We start from the raw sequence: 14,297 nt of genomic DNA on the forward strand, positions 1-14,297 counted from the left end.
GCGGGATCTACGGCAGGTTGCCGGCCCGAGGGAGCCCCTGATCGTGCATCTCGCCGGGCACGGTATCCAGGCCGCATCCGGCGGCCTGTTCCTAGCTGCTGCCGGAGCCACCGCCACTGACGGTCTTGAGCGACCAAGGCCTTGAGGAACGCGCCAGCAAGCTCGCCGGCGAAGCCAGCACCGCCCGGATACGCGCCGCCGAGCAACTTCTGGCCCAAGCAGAACCCAGTGCGGGTTGTCGCCGACCTGACCGGCTCTGGCACCCTGCGGCGACCACGTTGGGGAGGCCCACGCCATGCTCGACCAGGTCGCGAACTGCGCGCCCTCGGCGCCGGACCGGCCGGGGTGGCCGCGACGACCTGGTGACCCGGTTTGGAGATACGTCGCCACCTTCAGACCGCCAGCCGAGTGTTGGCGGTGATGCAAATCGGCTCCAGCGTGGATGACGGGGCCATTGGCTTCGATCGAATTCACGAAGCAGGACACCAGGTGTGGCTATCGCACCTGCCACATCTGGAGCGTATAGGTCGGCTTGCCGATCGAGCCGGGCGTGGTGGTCGTGATCGCCAGCATCTTGCCATCCGGGCTGAAGGCCAGTCCGGCGCCACCGATCCGGATGTTGGCCGGGCCTGCCGCTCCCAAGTACGAGCCCAGTGAAATGAGTCCGGTGGTTTGCTTGCTGGTGGCGTCCACGAGCCAGACCGCTCCGATGGACTTCCCTGTGATCTTTCCGCCGAAGGCCAGTGTGCGGCCGTCCGGGCTGACCGCGAAGGCATCGAACTCCTCCAGCAGGGGTTGCAGGGGAATCCGGGTGGCGGAGCCGCCGACCGCGTTCCGTTGGAACATCGGGATCTCGTGGGTCGTCTCAGGCGTACCGGCGTCGCCGTATATGAACACAGGCCTGTCGTCTGGGGCGAATCCAGGAGTGCCGTCGCAGTACAAGCTCCTGCCGTCCGGACTGAATATCGCGAAACCGCTGCCGCCATCGAGCCGCGCGGTGATGGTGGCCGTCGGCACCGTCACCAGCTGCGCGGACGTGCCGCCACTGGCGGCGACGGTGGTCCCGTCCGGGCTCAACGACAACAGGCCGATCGGGGATCCGGCGATCAGTTTCGGCTTTCCGATGAGCTTTCCTGAATCCACATCGTAGAACTCGACGTATCCATCGCTGCCGGCGCGCAAGCCGCCGACGGCCAGTGTCTTGCCGTCGGGGGTAAGGGCCAGGGCATTGGCATCACCGTAGCGGTCTTCGGCATAGGTCCGTTTCAGACGCCCGGTGTCCACGTCCCACAGACTCGTGGAATCGCCGCCGGTCACCAGGCTCCGGCCGTCGGCGCTGAAGGCGAGCAGGGTCCTTCCGCATTCCGGTGAGGAAAAGCTCCGGATGACTCGACCGGTGGCCGCTTCCACGAGATCGATGGTGTCCGCGGTTTCCAGCCTGTCGGGCCCGGTCCAGACCCACCGGGCGGCCGCCACCGACTTGCCGTCCGGATGGAACACCACTTGAGCGGGGTAGCCGGCGTACTTCGCGAGCCGCGCGGAGTCGGGCAGGACCGGCGGCGGTGGCATCGTCGAGGCGGGAACGGGCGACGCCGACGCGTTCTTCGCGTCGCCCTTCGATGAACCGTCGGCAGCCAGCACCGCCGTGACCGCGCCGCCCGCCCCCAGCGCGCCCAACACTCCGGTCAGCACCGTCCTGCGTCGGACGCCCCGCGACTCGGTCGCTTCCGGTTCGGGATCGATCACTGCGCCCCCTTGTGTACGGCAGTGTTCATAAGCACCCAGACTAGCGACCGTCGCCCGACGCCGTCACCAAAGCAGCCCCCGAACCGACCGGGCCTGCGGTCCTCAGCCCGAAAAGCCGACCCGAACCAGTCGACCTTCGCCGGCGAGGTCGACCCCGACCTGAGCAGCATGAAGCCTTCAGCCGGATTGCGGATCGGCGTCGATCGCGAGGCGATGGCGCGTTCGGGCGAGTACCGGCGGTCATGGCGTGATTGCGCACAAATCAATACCCTGTGTCGTGCAGTTCGACCGACCCGTACGATCCGAGCAGGTGGGGGCCCGTGACCAGTGTGATCATCCAGCTTCCTGATCGACTGGTGGAACTGGCGCCGGGTCAGGCGGTGACCTTCGGGCGCGGGGGCGGAGGTCAGGGCGGGTCGGTACACGTGGCGTTCGATGATCCGGCCGTGTCCCGGCTGGCCGGGCGCATCCGTGCTGTGGACGACTACTGGACGATCTCCAACCTGAGCTCGCAGGCCACGTACATCGTGGAGAACCCCGAGGGCGGAGGCGAGTTCGTGAAAGTGGCGCCGGGGCGGCTCGACATGCCGGTGCCGTTCGAGATCTCCAGACTTGTGGTGCCCGGTAGGGACGGCCAGATGTCGGTGAACGTGTTCGCTCCCGAACACGTCTACGTCACCAAGACCGTGCCCCACAGTGCTTCGACGACGCAGCCCGCGTTCGTGCTGAACGAGAGCTCCAAGTACTTCCTGGTGCTGGTCGCGTTGTGTGAGCTGCGGCTGCGTGACGGGGCATCGGTGGTGTTGCCCAGCGTCCCACAGATCGTCGAGCGGTTGAGGGGCCTGCAGTCCTGCCGCGAGCTGACGCGGTCCGCGGTCAATTTCCATATCGACTACCTCGCGCGCTCTAAGCTGCGGGTCCGAGATGTCGCCGCAGAAGGCGGGGAAAAGGAAGAGAAGGCGGACTGGCAGCGCGCCGCCATCGTGTCCACGGCACTGCGGTTCAACCTGGTTCGCGAGGAGCATCTGAGCCTGCTGCCGTCACGGACGCCCCGCTCGTCGGCGGCGGGCCCGGGGGACGTGGCACATCCGCAGATGATCGAGACGATCTCGCCGCGTCGGCGTCGGTGATCGGCCCCCGGCCGCGTGCGACGACCGGGGGTCCTGCGAACAGCCGCCGTTTCCAGCGGCCGTCACTTCCGCCGCGTGGTCGCCCCCAGCCGACGACGGAAGGTCATGAGAGTCCCGCCCAGGACGACGAGCACGGTGGCACTGACTGCGTAGGAAATGATGGTGGCTCCGGTGTGCGCGAGCTTCCCGGTGTCGTCGTTGTGCTGCGCCGGTGCCGAGAGCACGGTGTCGGAGCCCGTCTGGGCGTCCGATGCCGGTGGCTGGGCGGTGTCTGACGACTTGCCCACGCCGCCACCCAGGAAGGTGAGGTCGGTGTCGTTGTACGCCACCGGTGCGAACCGGGCGTCGGAGACTGTCCCCGGCAGGTTCTTGTACGTGCTCTGGAACGTCTTGGCTGACATCAGCGTGTGTGGTGACTTGGTGAAGTCCACTCCGCCCACCGCGTACTGCACCTTCTCCGGGACGCCGTTGATCGGGTAGTCGATCGAGAAGGTCGCGTCCCCGTCCTTGTAGGACTTGAGGTAGTCGGCGTAGACCTTCGCCGGGTTCCAAGCCGTGCGGGCCGGCCACCGGCTCACGTCGCCGCTGTCGATGATGGTGTGGAACGCGCCGGGATGCGCGGCGTCGCGCTCGCGGATCCACTCCGCGGCCACCCGGCTGTAGTAGACGCGGCGCAGGTCGGCGAAGCCCGGGTCGGTGTTCACCAGCTGCTGGGCCTTGGGCACCAGCAGCTTCTCGGTGACTCCGAGGTTGTAGTCCTGCGTGCTCTGCGGGAGCGTGCACTGCTTGCCGGTCGCCGGCGGGGTCTTGATCACCAGGCGCTGCAGCTCGACCTTCAGCGGCGCGTCGAGGATGTAGAGCTGGTCGCCCGATTCGCGGACGGTCGCGGTGTCCGGCTCGATCCAGACGCGATATGTGCCGGTGCACGGCGGCTCGGTGGCCGAGCCGTGCATCTGCTGCATGAGCTGTGTGCCGATCGGGTTGTTCGGGCCGGGCACCTCCAGGGACGACACGAGGTGCTTGAGCGCCAGATCGGAGGTCAGCAGGACGCGGCCGGCGTCGGTCTTGGCCAGGTGCGGGTCGACGATGCGGTCCGGTTGGTCGGGGTTGAGGTTGACCCAGAAGGTCTGCGGCGACAGCGCCAGCCAGGTGAACATGGAGTCCGAGGCCAGCTGCGCGTCCTGCATGCCGCCGAAGGACGGCTGGCCGGTGGTGTTGTCGTTGGCCTGGAAGGCGTAGTCGATCCCGCCGGTCGCGTCGGAGACGTAGCGCAGCTGCATCGTGGAGAAATCGATACCGCCCGGGTCGGCGGGGGCCTGATCCGGCGCGCCGGAGTCCTGGGCCTCGGCCTGGAACGCGTCGGAGGTGGCGTTGGCGTCGGCCTGGTCGGTGCCGGAGGCGTCCACCATGTCGGTGAGCGCTCCGCCGGCAGGGTTCTGCGAGCCGCCGGGCTCCATGAGGCTGGACGCGGCCGTGGCCTTGCCAGGCTGGTAGGCGTTGGTCACCACCGGGTTGGCCCTGAGAGTGACCGGCGGATTGAGCCCGGCGGCGGCCAGCTTCCGGATGGCGGCCTTGCTCGGCGGCCGACCGAAGACATACTGGATCTTGTACTTGGGGTTCTTGGCGAGGAACTCCTTGTCCTTCTCCAGCTGTGCGTCGTCGATACCAGTGCCCGACTTGAACTCGTAGATGACGTTCATGCTGCGGTTGATCGCGTCGAAGACCCGGTTGCCCGTCGAGGTGTTCTCAGTGTCCTGGCACTCCCAGTCCGGACCGCCCAGACCCATCGTCTTGGACGCCCACTCCTCGTAGGCCTCGCCCTTGTTCTTGTTGCCCTGGTTGGGCACGTAGCTCTTGAGCCACTTGTCCCACGGCTGCGGCGTCTTGCCCTCGGCCTGCTTGTCGGTGAGGTAGCGCTTCCGGGCCGTGTAGGCGTGGGCGGCGGTGCCGACTGTCACCTTCTTGGTGTTCGTCCCGTACTTCTGGAGCTGTGCCGGCGTCGGCGCCTTCAGTCCTCTGAGTGGTTCGCCGGGATTCTCGTAGGAGTACTTGCCTGTGGCGTGAGTGGGGATTTTGCCGGGCGTCCCGACCCCTGGAAGCTGTTCCCGGGGAGCCGCCTGCGGTATGCCGTACTTCTGACCGCAGTTGAACTTGTCTACGGCATAGCCCTGCGGGGCGATCCCGAAGACGAGAGCCGCCAGCATCGCGATGACGAGAGCGATGGCGGCGGAGCGGGGTTTGCGCGGAACCCCCTGGTGTGGCCTGCGTTTCACGATGTGCCTCCCCGAACAGAGTCTCGGCCGCCGGCCCGGGGCCATCGGCTGACCCGGTCCTCATCGGCTGACCGTCTTGCCCGTCAGGCAAACAGGGCTCTGATCCGCCCGGTACCTGTAAGCCTCCAGGGCGCCCGGGAAAGTGCAGGTCGGAGGCATCCTGGAGGCTTACAGGTGTCGGAGTGCGGTCATCGGTGATGGCATGGAGACCGCTGAGGGAAGGTGCGCGCCACGGAAGGTGGGAGGTGGGGCCGATGGTGAGTGGCAGGCAGCCGGGCGAACGGCTGGCCGACTGGTTGGAGATGCTCAGTCCGGTGCTGGACCGGCTGGCCTTTTTCGTGCCGCAGGACTTCGCCCGCGACTTCTCGGTGTCATCGTTGGACGCGTTGGAGGCGGTGCTCACAGCGCCGAATCAGGCGGCCGGCGACACCGGTCTGGTCGAGTCGGCCATGGCGTATCTCGGCGAAGCGCTGATGCGGGTCGGCGGCGGCCGGTGGACGTGGGACGACGACCCGGAGAATCCGCCGTTCAAGGGGCCGGTCATCCTGCTCGACGACGCACTCGGACTGCCGCCGCTGTCCCCGCTTCAGGTGATGGTGGACGCCCGCCTCACCGGGACGCGAACCGAATTCCGCAAGGTTCACGACCGCCTGCGGACGGCCGTCGCCGAATATCAGGACTCGCATCCGGGCTGGACCCCGACGAAGGAGCACAGCTCCGGCGTCGACCCGGTCGGCCTGGCAGAGCTTCCGCCACCGGATCCCTGGCTGACCGGCTGGTTGGCGGGCCGCGAAGCAGACTTCCCGCGCTGGGCCGCCGAGTGCGGCGGCACAGGGGAATGGCAGTTCACCCTGGCAACGATCGACGGCCTGGAACGGCTGTTCCTGGACCGCTTCGCCACCGTCGAGCAGTCCGCGGCACCCGAGAACGAGGTTTTCGTCGCCACCGCCTCGTGGGTTCTCGGCGAGACCGTGCGGCGAGCCGACCCGGGAGGCGTGGTCTGGCGCTACTACCCCGTCCCGCCGGAGTATGCCGACTTCGACGACTACTTCGCGAAGGTCGGCAATCCCTACGTGGGTTCGCCCGTGCTCTACCGGTTCCCGGACGTCGAGTTCGCCGATCCGCGTGTCCTGCTCCAGATCGTGGTCGAGGACCGCGAACCGGGGTGGCTGGCGCGCCGCCTGGCCGACTACCTGGCGCCGGTCACGTCCTGATGACGGCGCGCCGCGCCTGCGATCCTCGCGCGCCACTCATCGCGGAGGTGTGCCAGTCACGTGACCGCCCGAATGAGGGCTGAGATCGCTGGCCACCGCAGCATTCTTCGTTGACTTCACAAACCCACGATGGACAGCGGTGGCCCTCACGTCTCGCCAGCCCTACCGTCACACCAGCAACGAACGTCAGCTGGAATACCAGCCGGCGCAGCCAGGACGGCCCGATCGCTCCAGGCCGGTTTCGGACGAGCAACTCGGAACTGCCGCGGCCTTCCGATTGTTCTAGCTGGAAGCTGACTCCCAGCGCGTTACGGAGCCGAGCAAACCATGCTGGCTGCCGTCACGGGGCCGCGGGATATGGGAGTCGGCCCCATTGCGCTTGCCGCTCGCCCACTGAGTCGATCCGTGCTGCAAAGCCTGCCCTTACCAAGGGTAAGAGGGCAGGTCAAAAACATGCTGACAGCGGAGGATGTGGGATTCGAACCCACGGTGACTCTCGCCACTTTGGTTTTCAAGACCAACGCCTTAGGCCACTAGGCAAATCCTCCTGGAGCACCCCTGGCGCTCGTGAACAGAAAGTCTCTCACAACCCACGAGGGGCTCGTGGGCCTCAGGCGGCGCCGAACGGCAGCGTGTCCGGGCTCAGCGCGGCCGCCCCGGAGCGGGAGGCGGTCAGCCGGCGGCGGTGGTGCCGGCGGCACAGGACCTCGTAGCCGATCTCGTCCTCGACGGCGGTGTCGCCGACCACCACCTGCTCGCCCTCGACGACCATCTCGCCGCCGACGGTGCGGGCGTTGTGGGTGGCGCGGGCGCCGCACCAGCACAGGGTCTGCACCTGCAGTACCTCGATGCGGTCGGCCAGCTCGATCAGGCGCTTGCTGCCCGGGAACAGCCGGGTGCGGAAGTCGGTGGTGATGCCGAAGGCGTAGACGTCGATGCTCAGCTCGTCGACCATGCGCGCCAGCTGTTCGATGTGGTCCTCGGTGTAGAACTGCGCCTCGTCGGCGACCACGTAGTCCACCTTGCCGCCGGAGGACATCATCTGCACCACGTGGTTGAGCAGGTCGGTGCCGTTCTCGACCTCCACCGCCGCGGCCTTCAGACCCAGCCGGCTGGAGATGGTGGCGCTCCCGGCGCGGTCGTCCCGGGTGAAGATGAGCCCGGCCCGGCCCCGGGCGTTGTGGTTGTGGTCGAGTTGCAAGGCGAGGGTCGACTTGCCGCTGTCCATGGTTCCGGTGAAGAAGACGAGCTCGGCCATGGTCGCAGATTATCTCCTATACACGGGGCTGCCTGCGAACACCGGCGATTCGCGTGCGGATCCGCCCGAATGTCGGCTTCAGATGGGGCCCGGCGAGGACCAGGGCCGCGGCCAGTACCGCCACGGCCGCGAACAGCAGCCGGTCGCCGTCGGTCAGTGCGGCCCGCCAGGCGGTGAGCGCCATGTTCCGGCGCGAGCTCAGGACGGTCAGCAGCGAGACGCCCTCGACGTGCCCGACCAGGCGTATCGCGTGCAGGAAGCTGCCCGCGACGCAGCACAGCTCGGCGGCCGCTGCTGCGGCCAGCGCGGTGAGCGAGCGTCGGATCATCGCCTCACGATATCCACCGCCGCACGGGCTGGGGCAAACGCGTCGGGCGCGGGCCCCGGCAGCGGGGACCGCGCCCGCGGGACGCCGGGGCCGATCAGGCCTGGCGGCTGATGGTCACCGCGGTGCCGTAGGCGCAGATCTCGGTCCAGACGTCGCCCATCTCCGAGGTGTCGAAGCGCATGCCGACGATGGCGTTCGCGCCGCGGTTCATCGCCTCCTGGATCATCCGCTGCATGACGTCGTTGCGGCTGTCCATCAGGGCCTTGGTCATGCCCTTGAGCTCGCCGCCGAACATCGACTTCAGGCCCGCGCCCATCTGGCTGAAGGCGTTGCGGCTGCGCACGGTGAGGCCGAAGACCTCGCCGTAGACGGCGTCGATGCGGTAGCCCGGTATGTCGTTCGTGGTCACGCACAGGAAGTTCTGCTGGAACCCCTGCTGCTGCGGCGGCGGCGCGTACTGCTGTTGCTGCTGCGGCGGCGGTCCCTGCTGGTAACCGGGCTGTCCGTACGGCTGCTGGCTCATATGTCCCCCTGGTGATGGGCGATCGGTGGATGGTCCGTCGCTACGACGATACGACAAGGGACCCCCTGTCTGGTGAGCCAGTATGTCCGTCGTTTGAAGGCGCGGTGAAAGCGATTTGAACACCTGCCTTTTCCGATCGGCTCGGGTGCGCGGTTGCGGGGGTCATCTGGAAAGATTCCAGACGTGCAATCTTTGCGCCGCCCAGAGCCCCGTCCGACCGAACGGCGCCGCTCCGAGCCGGTGTCGGCGGCCCGGCCCCACATCGCGCTCCGGGCCGGCGCCTCGGGGCCCGCGCTCCCCCGCCGCCCCGCCGCGGAGATCCCCGTCATCGCCCACCGCGGCGCCTCCGAGGACGTGCCGGAGCACACGCTGGCCGCGTACGAGGCCGCGCTGCTGCAGGGTGCGGACGGCGTGGAGTGTGACGTGCGCCTCACCGCGGACATGCAGCTGGTCTGCGTGCACGACCGCCGGGTGAACCGCACCTCCGACGGCCGCGGCGTGGTGTCCACGCTGGAGCTGGCCCAGCTGCGGCAGCTGGACTTCGGCTCCTGGAAGCAGCCGGCCTCCGACGAGGAGTTCGCCGAGTACCCGGACCTGCGGCGGGAGGGCGCGCACCGGGTGCTGACCCTGGAGCGGCTGCTGGAGCTGGTGACGGGGCACCCGAACCGGGTGGAGATGGCGATCGAGACCAAGCACCCGACCCGCTACGCCGGCCTGGTCGAGGAGCACCTGGTGGCGCTGCTGGACCGGTTCGGGCTGGCGCACCCCCGGCTGGGGGAGCGGTCGCCGGTGCGGGTGATGTCGTTCTCGGCGATGTCGGTGCGCCGGATCCGGCGGCTGGCGCCGTCGTTGGACACGGTGCTGCTTCTGGACCGGGTTCCGTTGAGGTTGCGTGACGGGTCATTGCCGCGCGGAGTGCGCATCGCGGGGCCGGGAATCCACATTCTGCGAATCCATCCCGAATACGTGGAACGCGTGCATTCCATGGGAAATCGCGTTCACGTCTGGACTGTGGATCAGCCCTCGGACATCGACCTGTGTGTAGAACTCGGAGTGGACGCGATCATCTCCAACCGCCCCAAGGCGGTCCTGGCCAGGCTGGGCCGCGACGGCGCGGCGCCGCCGGCCACGGCGCGCCATGGCGTCATCGAGCTGAACCCTGATTCACCCTGACTTTGTCGTTTTCCGCAAGGACGAACCGGGCATCTACCGCGAGTAGCTCCTCGTCGGCAGGGAGGGAGCCGTGGGGGTCGTCATGTCGGTGCAACCGGAGAGTCCCCGGGAATCGGTATCAATACGTCCGTCTCAAACGGTCACACGCGCCCCGGCGCCCAGACCCGCGGGCGGCATGGGCGGGATCGAGTTCCCGTACACACCCGAAAGCGTCGGTACGGCCCGCCACGCGCTGGCCGACGCACTCCAGCGGATGCGCGTGGCACCCCCGGCCGCGGACGACGCGGTCCTGATCCTCTCGGAACTGGTGAGCAACGCCCTGCGGCACGCCCTGCCGCTGGCCGGCGGCACCATCCGGGTGGCCTGGTGGATGGCGGACGACAAGGTCCTGCGCATCGCCGTGACGGACGGCGGCCGCCAGCAGCCGGGACACGCGCCACCCCCGGAACCGGGGCTGGAGGGCCTCGATCTGGTGGCGGCAGACCTGGACGACGTAGACGAGTCCGCGGTGGACGGCCGCGGACTCGGCATTGTGGGGCTCCTGGCGGACGCCTGGGGCGTGGAACCGTGGTACGCGCCCGAGACGGAGGCGAGCACCCCGTACCTGCGCGACGCGGCAGGAATGGACCGAACGGGAGCGGGCCCGGCAGCCCCGCTCGACCCGACGGACCCCAGCGCCCCCAAGACAGTCTGGGCAGCGGTCCGCCTCCACGCCCGCCACGCCGCACCCCCACCCCCCGAAGACCACGACCGCCGCTGGTGGCGCCGCATGCGCGTGGCCCTGACCACGCACCTGCCCGGCGCCGGCCGCAACCGGGGCCGAGCCACCCGCCTGGGCGGCTCCCGCCTCGGCGAGGCCCGCGGCGGACCGGACGGGGACACGGTGGGCTCGGATACGGCGTGGGTGCCCCGGTACCCCGAGGCGCGGGTGGGGTGCACGGCGGCGGCCTGAGGGGCGCGAGGAGCCGGGCGAGGCTGGAGATGTGAGCGAGACCGGACGCGGCGCGCCGGCGCGGGGCGAGGGCTGACTCGCCTCGGCGGCGGTGCGGTGCGGTGCAGGCAGGCTTGGTGGCGCGGGCTGGTAGTGGCTGGCTACGACTGGTTGCGGCGAGCTGGGCTGCGGCGGCTATGGGGCGAGGGCTGACTCGCCCGGGCTGCGGCGGCGCGGTGCGGACGGGATTGGTGACCAGGCGCGGGCTGATGGTGGCCGGCGGCGGCGAGCTGGGCCGGCGCGGGCTTCGGTGGTGCCGCAGTGTGGGCGAGGGCTGACTCGCCTCGGTGACGGTGCGGGCTGGTAGCGGCGAGCCGGGTCGGCGCGGGTTTCGGTGGTGCCGCAGTGTGGGCGAGGGCTGACTCGCTTGGCAGGCGGCGCTGCAGTCCTGCGGTGTCGTGATCAGCGCTGGCAGCGCGGCCGGCCCCCCGACCGACCGCGCCGTCCTTGCCGTTCGTCCGCGCCGGCGTCCTTCAACGGTCGAGCAGCCGCCGGATCTCGCGGCTGAGGATGCCGAGGCCGTCCGTCGTCAGGACTGATTCGGGGTGGAACTGGAGGCCGGTGAACGAGGGGCCGCGCAGTGCCGCCGTCAGGTTCGTGCCGGGCAGGGCCACTGTCTCCAGGACCAGGAACTCCGGCATGCGGGCCGCGTAGGAGTTGTAGAAGGCGACGCGCTCCGTGCTGCCGAAGAGGTCCAGTTCGACCTGCGTGCCCTGCATCGGGGTCGGGAGGCGGACCAGTTCCAGGCCGAGGGCGGCGGCGAGTGCCTCGTGGCCCAGGCACAGGCCGAGGGTGGGGGTGCGGTGGTCGATGAGGAGTTTGGCCAGGTTGCGGACGCTGGTCATGCGCGGTGAGGTCGCGTCGCGAGGGTCGCCGGGGCCCGGCCCTAGGAGGATCAGGTCGTAGCCGTTGTGGTCCGGGACCTCGTCGTGGGCGACGCGGGTGGTCTGCAGGCCGAGCGCTCGCAGTTGCACGGCCAGCATCGACGTGAACGCGTCCTCGTTGTCGACGATCAGTACCTTGCGACCGGCCAGCACCGGGTCGACGAGGTCCGCGGGCTCGTGCTCGTTCAGCCAGAACGCCGACAGGTGCTCATTTCGTGACGCCAGGAGCGCCGCGATCTCAGGGTCCGCGGACCACGGCTCCGTCCGTGCCCCCGCCGCCGCATCACGCGCGTCGCCCCCGGCCGGCGCGGCCTGGCCCAAGCCGAGCTGCGCCCCGAAGCTCACCCCGAAAGCCCGCAGCACCCCCGCGGCCTTCGCATACGTCTCCCGCACCTCCTCATACGGATCCGACCCCCGCACCAACGTCGCCCCGACCGGCACCCGCACCGTCCCGTCGTTCCCCACATACGCCACCCGCAGCAGCAGCGGCGCGTCCATCGACGCCGCCCCCGCCGCGTCGCGCTCGATCAGCGCCGCGACCCCCGCGTAGTATCCGCGGCCGCCGCGCTCGTGCCGCTTGATCACGCGGAACGCGTTGCGGATGGGGGAGCCGGTGGCGGTGGGCGCGAACATCGTGGTCCGCAGGATCAGGCGCGGGTCCATCGTCGTGCGCGCCTCGATGTAGTACTCCGTGTGCGCGAGGTTCGCCATCTCCTTCAGGAACGGCCCGCGCACCCGGCCGCCGATGTTCCCCACCTCGGCGAGCATCTTCAGCTCTTCGTCCACGACCATCGCCAGTTCGTCGCGCTCCTTGGCGTCCCCCAGGAACGCCACCACGCGCTCCCGCGAAGCCGTCGCAGGGGCCTCGCGCAGGGTTCCGCTGATGGGGTTCATCACCGCGACGCCGTCGGCGAGCGACACGTGCCGTTCCGGCGTCGCGCCGACCATCAGCCCCTCGCCGGTGTCGATGAGGAACGTCCAGTATGCGTTCCGCTCCCGCTCCAGCAAGGCGCAGAACGCTCCATACGCGGTCTCCCGAGCGGAGTCGCAGTGCCCGACGAACGTCCGCCGCAGGACGAAGTTCGACCCCTCGCCCGCACCGATCTCCTCGTCCAGCACCCGCTTCACCGACGCGCCATACGCCTCGTCATCCACATCGAAAGCTCCGTCACGCAGTACCGGCGCCGTCGCCGGCGGCAACTGCGAGACCGCGCATCGCTGACGTCCAGTGATCCGCATGGCGAGCAACGGCGCATGATCGTCATGACACTCGTCCCCGCGCTCCATGAGCTGCCTATAGGGGACGAGTGCGAGAAGCGCGCCAGCGTCTTCTGTAGGGAGATCCGCCAAAGCCGGGAACTGCTCAAAGACGCGCCCGGTGAGGAGCTCTACCTCAACCTCTGCGCCGCGCCGAATCAGCGCGAACGGCCCGTCCGGAAGACGGTGGGGGAAGTCTGGAAGGGAGTCCGGGAAAGAGCCTGGGGATTCCTGGTGAGCCATTGCGGTGCCTCTCTGGAGAGGCCGCTCTGTGAGGCCCACCGGGGTTCTCCAGGAAGTTCTCAGAGAAACCGAAACCGGCCGCCTCGTGAGGCGGCCGGTTGGGGAGCGTGGATGCGCTTTACCGGGGTCCGCCTGAGACGGACCACCACCACTGTTGTGGGAAAGAGCGCATGACCAGACAGTAGCAGGGTGTCACTCGCCGTGTGGGCTCGTCTCACCCTCCGGGCCTACTAGGCTGACCCGGAAGCAAACACCCCAGCAAGGAAGGGCCGGCACGCATGGGCAAGAAGTCGAGCAGGACCGTGAAAGCCGGGCCGGCCAAGGTCGTGGACGGCGACATCCCCGTCGTCGGCGCCCGCGAGGCGTGCCCCTGCGGATCCGGCCGCCGGTACAAGGCCTGCCACGGCCGGGAGGCGGCCGCCGCCGCGCACCAGCAGGCCGGCGAGGCGACGGTCAACAAGCGGCCGTTCGAGGGCCTGTCCGGCGAGACCGACATCGTGGCCATGCGCGAGCTGGTCCCGGCCGCCACCGCGCCGCTGAAGCTGGCCGGTGAGCACGCCGACCGCACCGTCACCCTCGCCACCGTGCTGCCGATGGCCGCCCCGGCGGTGCACCGGGACACCGGCGAGATCATGCTGGCGCTCCAGACGCTGGCCACCTCCGGCGACCCGGACCGCGACCTGGCCGACGCGCTGCTGCGCGCCCTGGACAGCGAGCCGGGCACCGTCGTGGACTCCGCGGCGCCGGCGGCCGAGGGGCCGCGCCTGAAGGACCTGCTGGACACCAGCGGGGACGGCCTGGACATCACCGTCCACGACGACTTCTCCTTCTGGATCATCGACGGCGCGGAGGTGTCGGCCGAGGCGCAGCTCTCGCTGGAGCACGCCAACGCCGCCGCGTACCCGACCAAGAAGCTGGAGTCCGTCCCCTCGGCGTACTGGACGCGCATCCGCGAGAAGGGCCACCTCCGCTGGGTCATGCCGTACGAGGAGGAGAAGCTGATGGACGCGCTGGCCCGCCTGCACGCGGCCAAGCAGTCCAACCTCGGCGAGAACACCCGCTACGTCGGCGCCTTCCGGGCCTGCGGCCTGGTCGTCCCGGTGTGGGACCTCCCCAAGGAGATGGAGGCCGCGGAGATCGAGACGCCGGCCGCCGAGTTCGCCGAGCGGCTGGCCAAGGCGCTCGCCGACGACAGCCCGCTGACGAACGAGGAGCGTCGCGCGCGGGCCGGTCTGGTGAGCCGCCAGGTGACGCTGCGCTAAGGGCGGCAAACGCTA

General features: G+C 69.4%; 11 protein-coding genes and 1 tRNA gene. 5 read left to right on the forward strand and 7 right to left on the reverse strand.

The annotated features are described in order from the left end of the window. Positions 1-495: 495 nt before the first annotated feature. Positions 496-1,746 carry a WD40 repeat domain-containing protein gene (locus tag ABH935_RS27290; protein ID WP_370380791.1) on the reverse strand — a complete coding sequence of 417 codons (1,251 nt, stop codon included), beginning with the start codon at positions 1,744-1,746 and terminating at the stop codon, positions 496-498. A 320-nt stretch (positions 1,747-2,066) separates the two neighbouring features. On the opposite strand from ABH935_RS27290, the gene ABH935_RS27295 reads away from it, so the two are divergent. Then, complete coding sequence (locus ABH935_RS27295; protein ID WP_370380792.1) at positions 2,067-2,876, forward strand: serine/threonine protein kinase; 810 nt, start codon at positions 2,067-2,069, stop codon at positions 2,874-2,876. A 62-nt stretch (positions 2,877-2,938) separates the two neighbouring features. On the opposite strand, the gene ABH935_RS27300 is transcribed toward ABH935_RS27295, so the two are convergent. Then, positions 2,939-5,149 carry a hypothetical protein gene (locus ABH935_RS27300; RefSeq protein WP_370380793.1) on the reverse strand — a complete coding sequence of 737 codons (2,211 nt, stop codon included), beginning with the start codon at positions 5,147-5,149 and terminating at the stop codon, positions 2,939-2,941. Between the two features lie 254 nt (positions 5,150-5,403). Between ABH935_RS27300 and ABH935_RS27305 the strand changes: the two genes are divergently transcribed. Next, positions 5,404-6,363: a hypothetical protein gene (locus ABH935_RS27305; RefSeq protein ID WP_370380794.1), complete on the forward strand. Its 960-nt coding sequence runs from the start codon at positions 5,404-5,406 to the stop codon at positions 6,361-6,363. A 463-nt stretch (positions 6,364-6,826) separates the two neighbouring features. Here the strand turns inward: ABH935_RS27305 and ABH935_RS27310 are convergent. The 4 genes from ABH935_RS27310 to ABH935_RS27325 all read right to left on the reverse strand — a co-directional run bounded on the left by ABH935_RS27310 (position 6,827) and on the right by ABH935_RS27325 (position 8,472). After that, a tRNA-Ser gene (locus tag ABH935_RS27310) sits at positions 6,827-6,911 on the reverse strand. Between the two features lie 62 nt (positions 6,912-6,973). Further along, a complete protein-coding gene (locus tag ABH935_RS27315) occupies positions 6,974-7,621 on the reverse strand; it encodes a thymidine kinase (RefSeq protein WP_370380795.1) in 648 nt (215 codons plus the stop codon). A 16-nt stretch (positions 7,622-7,637) separates the two neighbouring features. Further along, entirely contained in the window at positions 7,638-7,949 is a 312-nt protein-coding gene (locus ABH935_RS27320; RefSeq protein WP_370380796.1) for a hypothetical protein, read from the reverse strand. Between the two features lie 94 nt (positions 7,950-8,043). Then, positions 8,044-8,472, reverse strand: coding sequence for a YbjQ family protein (locus ABH935_RS27325; RefSeq protein ID WP_370346284.1), 429 nt, complete (start codon positions 8,470-8,472; stop codon positions 8,044-8,046). Positions 8,473-8,733: 261 nt separating this feature from the next. Here ABH935_RS27325 and ABH935_RS27330 point away from each other — a divergent pair, with 261 nt between their 5' ends. Further along, the gene (locus tag ABH935_RS27330; RefSeq protein ID WP_370380933.1) at positions 8,734-9,645 is read left to right on the forward strand and encodes a glycerophosphodiester phosphodiesterase; all 912 of its coding nucleotides are present in this window, start codon (positions 8,734-8,736) and stop codon (positions 9,643-9,645) included. A gap of 175 nt (positions 9,646-9,820) precedes the next feature. Further along, positions 9,821-10,597 carry an ATP-binding protein gene (locus ABH935_RS27335; RefSeq protein WP_370380797.1) on the forward strand — a complete coding sequence of 259 codons (777 nt, stop codon included), beginning with the start codon at positions 9,821-9,823 and terminating at the stop codon, positions 10,595-10,597. 512 nt (positions 10,598-11,109) lie between these two features. Here ABH935_RS27335 and ABH935_RS27340 read toward each other — a convergent pair. After that, entirely contained in the window at positions 11,110-12,675 is a 1,566-nt protein-coding gene (locus ABH935_RS27340) for an anthranilate synthase family protein (RefSeq protein WP_370380798.1), read from the reverse strand. 623 nt (positions 12,676-13,298) lie between these two features. Here ABH935_RS27340 and ABH935_RS27345 point away from each other — a divergent pair. Beyond that, entirely contained in the window at positions 13,299-14,282 is a 984-nt protein-coding gene (locus ABH935_RS27345) for a DUF5926 family protein (RefSeq protein ID WP_370380799.1), read from the forward strand. Positions 14,283-14,297: the final 15 nt, after the last annotated feature.

Source organism: Catenulispora sp. GAS73 (assembly GCF_041262085.1).
Lineage (GTDB): Bacteria > Actinomycetota > Actinomycetes > Streptomycetales > Catenulisporaceae > Catenulispora.

Coding starts and splice junctions, on each gene's coding strand:
- ABH935_RS27305 (WP_370380794.1), top strand. CDS start 5,404: ATGGTGAGTGGCAGGCAGCCGGGCGAACGGCTGGCCGACTGGTTGGAG.
- ABH935_RS27315 (WP_370380795.1), bottom strand. CDS start 7,621: ATGGCCGAGCTCGTCTTCTTCACCGGAACCATGGACAGCGGCAAGTCG.
- ABH935_RS27320 (WP_370380796.1), bottom strand. CDS start 7,949: ATGATCCGACGCTCGCTCACCGCGCTGGCCGCAGCAGCGGCCGCCGAG.
- ABH935_RS27325 (WP_370346284.1), bottom strand. CDS start 8,472: ATGAGCCAGCAGCCGTACGGACAGCCCGGTTACCAGCAGGGACCGCCG.
- ABH935_RS27335 (WP_370380797.1), top strand. CDS start 9,821: ATGGGCGGGATCGAGTTCCCGTACACACCCGAAAGCGTCGGTACGGCC.
- ABH935_RS27345 (WP_370380799.1), top strand. CDS start 13,299: ATGGGCAAGAAGTCGAGCAGGACCGTGAAAGCCGGGCCGGCCAAGGTC.